The following is a 7,844-nucleotide window of genomic DNA, read 5'->3' on the forward strand; positions in this document are numbered from 1 at the left end:
CGGCAGCAATGAATCTACCTACTGGCTGATCTTTGAACTGCTGTGGCGGGATTTCTTCCGCTTTGTTTCCATAGAGTACCAGGACCGCATATTCCAGCTGAACGGAATCGGGAAAAAAAGATATTCCTTTGTTCATGATGAAGAAATCATCAGCCGCTGGAAAGAAGGGAAAACGGAATCCGCATTTGTTAACGCCCATATGCTGGAACTGAAAAAGACAGGCTATATGAGCAACCGCGGAAGGCAGAATGTGGCCTCCTATTTCTGCAAAACCCTGAACCAGGACTGGCGGATCGGCGCGGCTTATTTTGAAGAACTGCTGATTGACTATGATGTGCACAGCAATTACGGGAACTGGATGTATGTAGCCGGCGTAGGCAACGATCCGCGCAACAGGACATTCAATCCCGAACATCAGGCGGAAATGTATGATGCCGATAAAAAATTCAGAAAGTTATGGCTCAGAAACTAAAACCCACGGTCCAGCTCATCTTTCCGCATCAGCTGTTCAAGGATACAAGCCACCTGGAAAAAGGCCATCCGGTCTTCATGATCGAGGAATGGCTGTTCTTCCGGCAGTATGCTTTTCACAAACAGAAAATCGCCCTGCACCGTGCCAGCATGAAGTTTTACGAGAGCTTTCTCAAAAATGCCGGTTTTACCGTTGAATATATTGACAGCAGTTCAGAAGTTTCCGATATCAGGAAGCTGATCCCGGATCTTGAGAAGAAGGGATACGGCAGGATCAGGATCATTGATGTCTGTGACCATTGGCTGGAAAAAAGGATCGCCGGCACAAAACTGGAACTGGAGATTATAGAAAGTCCCTTGTTTATCAATACCAGAGATGACCTGAAAGCTTACTTCCAGCATAAAAAATCATATCACCAGACCGATTTTTACAAACAGCAGCGGCTTTCCCGGGATATCCTGATGAAAAACGGAAAACCGCTGGGCGGGAAATGGACCTATGATGACGAAAACCGCAAAAAATATCCGAAAAACAAAATGGCACCAGCCGTACAATTTCCGGAACGCAATGCGTATTATAAAGAAGCCGCAAAGTACACCGAAACCTTTTTTTCCGGCAATTACGGCAGCCTGGCGGAATACCAGATTTATCCTGTAACCTTTGAGCAGGCGGAAGAATGGCTAGTCCGTTTCCTGGAAACCCGGTTTGCTGAATTCGGGACGTATGAGGACAGTTTAGTGGAAAATGAACATTTCCTCCATCACAGTGTCCTTTCACCGCTGCTGAACATCGGACTGCTGACGCCGGGATATGTCCTGGACGAAGCCATCGCTTATGCTGAGGAGCATGATATCCCGGTAAACTCCCTGGAAGGATTTGTACGCCAGATCCTTGGCTGGCGGGAATTCATCCGCGGCGTCTATCTGTATGAAGGTACATACCAGCGCAGGAAAAATTACTGGAACCATCATGAAAAACTTCCGGAATCATTCTACACGGCAACCACGGGAATCCGGCCGCTGGATACGGCCCTGTCCAAAATCCTGAAGACAGGCTACGCCCACCACATCGAGAGGCTGATGGTCTTTGCGAATTTCATGAACCTGGCGAAAACAGATCCCGATGAAATGTACCAATGGTTTATGGAAATGTTCATCGACTCCTATGATTGGGTGATGGTTCCGAATGTCTATGGAATGAGCACTTTTTCGGACGGCGGGAAGATGAGCACCAAGCCCTACATCAGCGGCAGCAATTACCTCAGGAAAATGAGCGACTACCCTGCCGGTGAATGGACAGAAAAATGGGACGCCCTTTTCTGGAATTTCGTGGATGAGAACCGCGGGTTTTTCAGCAAGAACCCAAGGCTGGGCATGATGCTCCGCACCCTGGATAAAATGTCCCCCGAAAAACGAGAACACCACCTGCTGACAGCAGATCAAATCATCAAAAACCATCCTTAATGAAAAATACATTCACCCCGGAACAGACCGACCGTATTATCGAGATGGCGTGGGAAGACCGCACGCCTTTCGAAGCCATTGCATTCCAGTTCGGAACCAGCGAGGCCGACGTCATTGAAATCATGAGAACCGAGCTTAAGCCTTCCAGCTTCAGGCTCTGGAGAAAGAGGGTCAACTCCGGCGTCAGCCAGAAGCACCTGAAAAGGAGAAACGAAGAAATCACACGCTTCCGGTGCAGCCGGCAAAAGGCCATCAGCAATAATAAAATTTCAAAGCGATAAAAGCATTGATCAGGACCATCCGGTTTTGGAAGATCAAGTCATCGGACCTAAATATTTCAGCTCTGCACACCATACTCCTGTTGAAAGATTATATGTGTTGTATTGTGATATTTATAATTAAAGGCTGCGGGAATTCCATTTCTGCCGGCAACCAGAATATCAGGAGCAGCTGAGATTTATCAAATCACTGCATTGCATACGCTTCATATCAAGAGAATAAATAAGAATCTGAATTCCCCGGAAAGATGTAAAGCTTACTACATAAAGGGGTCCGGCCGGTTTTCAGATCAACCCTTTATCAAATTTTGAAATTCATAATCTGTCGTACCCAATTACCATCATTTAAAAATAAAAAGACTTATGAAAAACATCGTTATCATCGGCTGCGGATCAGGGATCGGGCTTGCAACCGCCAGAAGACTTGCCGAAAACCATCACATCACCGCCATTTCCAGGACCGCCACCCCGGAACTGCAGCTTCCCAATGTCACCTTTCATGAAATGGATATCCTTACCGGAAACCTGGATGACATCGACTTTCCTGATGCTGTTGACGGACTGGTCTACGTGCCCGGAAGCATCAACCTAAAGCCGTTTAACCGCCTGACCGAGGAAGATTTCAGGAATGATTTCGAAATCAATGTCACAGGCGCCGTAAAATCTATCCAGAAATTGCTTCCTTACCTTAAGAAGCCGTCTACCTCATCTGTTGTCCTTTACAGTTCCGTGGCAGCCAAATGGGGAATGCCTTTCCATGCTTCGGTAGCCGCCAGCAAAAGTGCAGTGGAAGGGCTTACGAAGAGCCTGGCTGCGGAATTTTCTGCCCAGAGCATACGCGTCAATGCCATTGCTCCTTCCCTTACCGATACGCCGCTTGCTGCCCATTTGCTGTCTACTCCTGAAAAACGCGAAGCTTCAGCCAAAAGGCACCCGCTGCACAGGATCGGCGACCCTGTTGAAATTGCGGAACTTACTGATTTTCTCCTTTCTGACAAAGCATCCTGGATCACCGGACAGGTCTTCGGGATCGATGGCGGAATGGGCAGCGTGAAACTGTAATTTTGAATCCAATGTTCAAACCTATATCTTTACACAAAAATTGCCTTATGAATACTGATTTTTTTATCGATCTCCTGCTTCAGGTAAAGGAATTTGAAACCTCCGAAGGATATAAACCGCATGCCGGAGTGGAAGATTTCCGCCTCTGGATGAACGATAAAAAATACCGCGAAGAAAGCCCTACCAAGCTCTTTACCAATGAAGGCCATCAGGTCTCCTTCACGGAAAACGAAATCTGTAAGCAGGTTCTTCTCCTGGGGCGATATTCCAAACAGATGATCCGGAAAGGGCTGGGTGAATTCCCCGAGCTGGCGAATGAAGAATTCACCTATCTCTACCGCCTGAAAGATGAGCCTAATCTTACCAAGATCCAGCTGATTGAAAGAAACGGCCACGAGAAGCAGACCGGCTCCCAGATCATCAAACGCCTTCTGGAATCAGGGCTCATCGAAGAGCGGAACGATGAAGAGGACAAGAGAAGCAAGAGGTTGACCCTTACCCGGAAAGGTAAGGAAAGGTTCCATCAGTCTGTGGAAAAAGTAAATCTCACTTCCATTATTCTCTCCGGGAAACTGGAGCCGCATGAGAAGGACGTACTCCTGAAAACACTGGTAAAACTGAATGATTTCCATTCCCATCTGTATGCCGAACATAAGAACTCAGATGTAGACACGATCATGAAACTGGTAAAATAATGATGCTCAGTACAACTATTACCATTCCATTTTAATAAAATAAAAAATTAAAAAATTAATGCTTTACGATAATTAATTATATATTTGCATATAATTAATTCATCGACTATGAAACAGAATGAAGTCATCTCCAGGATTCTTTATTGCCTCTGCCTGATTCTCTCAGCAGGCTACCTTGCCGTATTCCTGTATTCGCTTATCTGCCTGCTGACGGGTTTTGCAACAGGCCTCCATACGGATCATCACAACCTCCATATCAATTATCCTTTTACGGAAACCTCTTTCCTGACCATCGAAAATACCATTCCTTACATCATTTTTTCATTTCTGGCCGTTCTGCTGGCTTACGGTATTTTCTTTATGCTTGCCGCAAAGGTCTTCAGGGTATTTTTCCGGAAAAGGCTTTTTACGGAATACAACATCATCCATCTCAGGCGGTTTTACATCTACAATATTTTCTTTCCGCTCCCGCTGGTCCTGCTGGCCGGATGTTTTACTGAGGTGGAAAAAGTGATCTGGGGAATGGTATTCATCCATTTCATGCTGGGGATTTTCTGTCTTTTTCTTGCCAACATCTTCAGACAAGGGTTACATTTACAGAACGAACAAGATTTATTTATATAGAATGCCGATTATTATTAACCTGGATGTCATGCTGGCCAGGCGCAAGATGCAGAGTAAGGAGCTTGCCGAAAAACTGGGAATCAGTCCTGTCAATCTTTCCATCCTGAAAACGGGAAAGGCAAAAGGCGTACGTTTCGATACCCTGGAAGACATCTGCAGGATCCTTGAATGCCAGCCCGGCGATATCCTTGAATATAAAGAGGAAGAATAACCCGCCGTATTTCCTACAAAAAAAGGATGCCGGCTTGTTAAAAACCATGCATCAATCCCCGCGGTTTAAATCATCCTGACCATCAACTGCTTTTATCTGAAAGAATAAAAGCATGGGATTTCTGATGCCTTCCCTGTCCGTCCGGAATTTTTCAATATCCTGAATCCGGGAAACCTGCTTTATGACAACTACCTCTGAAAGTAACGGAATACCGTTGCCCGGACCGCTATGACCTAAACCTTAACTTATGAATACTTTGGTAATTGACCACCTGCATGTTACTTATCCCAATGGCCACCAGGCCGTTACCGACATCTCCCTTGAAATCAGGAATGGATTGTTCGGCCTTCTCGGACCCAACGGGGCCGGAAAATCCACCCTGATGAAGACTATCGCCGGACTCCAGAAGCCCGGTAAGGGAAAGATTATTTTTAACGGAACAGATATTTCCGGAAACTCCGGCGCTGTCCGCCAATACCTAGGTTTCCTGCCGCAGGATTTCGGGGTGTACCCGAAGGTATCAGCCATCGATCTGCTCCATCATATCGCCATCCTGAAAGGGATCGGCAGCAAGGCAGCACGCAACGTACAGATTGAGAGCCTGCTGCATAAAGTAAACCTCTATGACGAAAGACACCGTGAGGCCCATACGTTTTCCGGAGGGATGAAGCAGCGCTTCGGGGTGGCACAGGCCCTGCTGGGAAACCCGCAGCTCATCATTGTGGATGAACCCACCGCCGGACTGGATCCTGAGGAGCGCAACCGCTTCAATTCGGTATCAAGCGATATCAGCCGGGAAGTCATTATCCTGCTTTCCACGCATCTTGTGGAAGATGTACGCAACCTCTGCTCTGAAATGGCAGTAATGAAAAGCGGCCGGCTGCTTCTGAAAGGGCAGCCTGATCCGCTGATCGCCGGACTGGAAAACAAACTGTGGTCAAGGCCCATAGAGAAGGACAGACTGGCTGCATGTGAGCAGCAATATCATGTCATCAGCAGGCAGTTTATTGAAAGAAAGCTGCAGATTACGGTTTTTTCCGACACGCAACCGGACGGCTTTACTCCGGTACACCCGACTTTGGAACATGTTTATTTTCACACATTAACCAAATCACCCTCATGAATCCTTTATTTTTATTCGAAGCCGGTCAGGGCTTAAAGCGCTGGCCGCTGTACGTTACGTCCCTGTTGCTGGTCATTGCCGGCATCTTTTGCGGAAACCGGTTCAGCCTTACGGCAGGCGAAGGAATTTTTTTTAATTCCCCTTATACCATAGGTTTCATGACAGGCCTTCTCAGCCTGTCGGTCATCTTCATGGCTGTTGTATTTTCTTATCAGTTCCTTTTTAAAGACCAGGATTCCGGCTTCAGCATTCTGCTGTTTTCCTTTCCGGTCTCGGAGAAAACCTATCTTACAGGAAAATTTGCCATCCTTTTTATCTCAACCTTCGGCGGTTTTCTCCTGCTGATGGCAGGATTTACTGCAGGCCAGCATATGAGAACAGGGAGCGACCTGCAGCCCGGCTTCCACAGCTGGTTCTACCTCTATCCCCTGATCGTCTTCGGTGCCGTGAATTGCTTTGTGGTCTGCAGTTTCCTGTTTCTGACCGCTGTAGCAGTAAGAAAAAAAATGATGGTTGTTGCCGGCGGGCTGTTCCTGTATATTCTGTACATGATAGTTCTTTTATTTTCCAATTCCCCTTTTATGAGCGGCAGCCTGCCCCAGTCGAAGGAAATACAGCAGATTTCTGCACTTTGCGATCCGTTCGGGCTTTCTGCATACTTTCTGGAAGCAAGGCAGTTTTCCCCGGAACAGAAAAATAGCTTTACGGTTCCGTTTTCCGGTTACCTGCTGCTGAACAGAAGCATCTTCATCAGTACAGCCCTTGTTTTACTTCTGCTAGCTTACCGGTTATTCCGGTTCTCCCTGCAATCCTCCGGGAAAAGCAGAAAAAAGCATATCGAAAACTCGGCAGAACCATTTGCGGCACCACAACATCAGGAGATCCGCCCCGGGTATATTTCCGGTTACCGGGCTGCCTTTCATGCCATAGCTTCCTTTGTGAAAACCGACCTGACTTATCTCCGTAAAAACACAGGCCTTTTCGCTACTCTCCTGCTTCTGGTGTTCTTTGCAGGAATGGAAATCTATGCTGCCATAGACCAGGGAATACGGATTCCGCAGCAGTATGCGGGTTCCGGCCTTATCGCTGAAGCCATTTCCGGAAATTTTCATTTCCCGGGAATGATCATAGCAGCCTATTTTACACACGACCTGTGCTGGCGGAGCCGTTTATCCGGTTTCCATTCCATCGAAACAAGCACGGTATATTCAGGAATGAAAAGCAGCGGTCATCTGCTGGCTATGGGTATCCTGCTGATTTTCCTCACGGTGATCCTGATATGCGAGGGAATTGTTTTCCAGTTTGTTTTCCTTCATTTTCCTGTGGACTGGAATGCCTATTCCGGCCTGTTCCTATTCCATACCTTTCCGCTGATTCTGTTTGTTGCACTCATTCTGCTGATTAACGATACGGTAGAAAACAGATATGCCGCCCTTGGCATTTCCGTATCGGCCATCCTGATCCTGAGCGACCCGGTTTCAAAAACCCTGTTCCCTTATCCTCTCCTCCGGATCTTTTCCGGATACACCGGGGCCTACAGCGACTTTTTTGGCTACGGACCCTATGCTGCCGCCTTTGCCGGACGCCTGTTATGCGGAACATGCCTGATGGCTGCTCTCCGGCTGATCTGCGGCCAGATCAGAAACAGAAAAAGAGATCGGACAACAGCCTTCGCGATTATTGTTCTGCTATCGGCAGGAATGCTTTCGGGAAATTTTTTCATGAAAGGCTATCTTCCTGAGAACCGGAAAAAAACAGTCACGAAACAGATCATGTATGAAAGGGCTTTCAGAAAATACGAAACCCTTCCGCAGCCTGTTATTGCAGAGGTGAAGACAAAGATCCGGCTTTATCCTTCCCGGTATGCCTATGCAATTGAAGGATCTTACCATCTGATCAATCATACTTCATTACCC

At 47.1% G+C, this 7,844-nt stretch carries 8 protein-coding genes and 1 pseudogene; all 9 read left to right on the forward strand.

Annotated elements, in window-relative coordinates; genetic code table 11:
* Positions 1-472: FAD-binding domain-containing protein (locus QZ735_RS14750; protein ID WP_294249842.1), on the forward strand; the 472-nt coding region annotated here is incomplete at its 5' end.
* Positions 457-1,935, forward strand: a complete 1,479-nt coding sequence (locus tag QZ735_RS14755; protein ID WP_294249844.1) for a cryptochrome/photolyase family protein — start codon at positions 457-459, stop codon at positions 1,933-1,935. The genes QZ735_RS14750 and QZ735_RS14755, both read left to right, overlap by 16 nt.
* Complete coding sequence (locus QZ735_RS14760) at positions 1,935-2,216, forward strand: TIGR03643 family protein (protein ID WP_294249846.1); 282 nt, start codon at positions 1,935-1,937, stop codon at positions 2,214-2,216. Before QZ735_RS14755 ends, QZ735_RS14760 begins: the two co-directional genes overlap by 1 nt.
* A gap of 360 nt (positions 2,217-2,576) precedes the next feature.
* Positions 2,577-3,275 carry an SDR family NAD(P)-dependent oxidoreductase gene (locus tag QZ735_RS14765; protein WP_294249847.1) on the forward strand — a complete coding sequence of 233 codons (699 nt, stop codon included), beginning with the start codon at positions 2,577-2,579 and terminating at the stop codon, positions 3,273-3,275.
* A gap of 47 nt (positions 3,276-3,322) precedes the next feature.
* On the forward strand, positions 3,323-3,970 hold the full coding sequence (locus tag QZ735_RS14770) for a MarR family winged helix-turn-helix transcriptional regulator (protein ID WP_294249849.1): 648 nt from the start codon (positions 3,323-3,325) through the stop codon (positions 3,968-3,970).
* A 108-nt stretch (positions 3,971-4,078) separates the two neighbouring features.
* Positions 4,079-4,594, forward strand: a complete 516-nt coding sequence (locus QZ735_RS14775) for a DUF2975 domain-containing protein (protein ID WP_294249851.1) — start codon at positions 4,079-4,081, stop codon at positions 4,592-4,594.
* Between the two features lies 1 nt (position 4,595).
* Positions 4,596-4,805 (forward strand): helix-turn-helix transcriptional regulator, encoded by a 210-nt coding sequence (locus QZ735_RS14780; protein WP_294249852.1) that lies wholly within the window; start codon positions 4,596-4,598, stop codon positions 4,803-4,805.
* A 247-nt stretch (positions 4,806-5,052) separates the two neighbouring features.
* Entirely contained in the window at positions 5,053-5,928 is an 876-nt protein-coding gene (locus QZ735_RS14785; RefSeq protein ID WP_294249854.1) for an ABC transporter ATP-binding protein, read from the forward strand.
* A pseudogene (locus QZ735_RS14790) lies at positions 5,925-7,844 on the forward strand (ABC transporter permease subunit); the annotation flags it as partial. The gene QZ735_RS14785 and the pseudogene QZ735_RS14790, both read left to right, overlap by 4 nt.

The organism is uncultured Chryseobacterium sp. (assembly GCF_913776365.1).
Classification (GTDB): domain Bacteria; phylum Bacteroidota; class Bacteroidia; order Flavobacteriales; family Weeksellaceae; genus Chryseobacterium.

What these genes read in the sequence shown, in the direction of transcription:
- QZ735_RS14765 (WP_294249847.1), top strand. Translation starts at nt 2,577, where the DNA reads ATGAAAAACATCGTTATCATCGGCTGCGGATCAGGGATCGGGCTTGCA.
- QZ735_RS14755 (WP_294249844.1), top strand. Translation starts at nt 457, where the DNA reads ATGGCTCAGAAACTAAAACCCACGGTCCAGCTCATCTTTCCGCATCAG.
- QZ735_RS14760 (WP_294249846.1), top strand. Translation starts at nt 1,935, where the DNA reads ATGAAAAATACATTCACCCCGGAACAGACCGACCGTATTATCGAGATG.
- QZ735_RS14775 (WP_294249851.1), top strand. Translation starts at nt 4,079, where the DNA reads ATGAAACAGAATGAAGTCATCTCCAGGATTCTTTATTGCCTCTGCCTG.
- QZ735_RS14780 (WP_294249852.1), top strand. Translation starts at nt 4,596, where the DNA reads ATGCCGATTATTATTAACCTGGATGTCATGCTGGCCAGGCGCAAGATG.
- QZ735_RS14785 (WP_294249854.1), top strand. Translation starts at nt 5,053, where the DNA reads ATGAATACTTTGGTAATTGACCACCTGCATGTTACTTATCCCAATGGC.
- QZ735_RS14770 (WP_294249849.1), top strand. Translation starts at nt 3,323, where the DNA reads ATGAATACTGATTTTTTTATCGATCTCCTGCTTCAGGTAAAGGAATTT.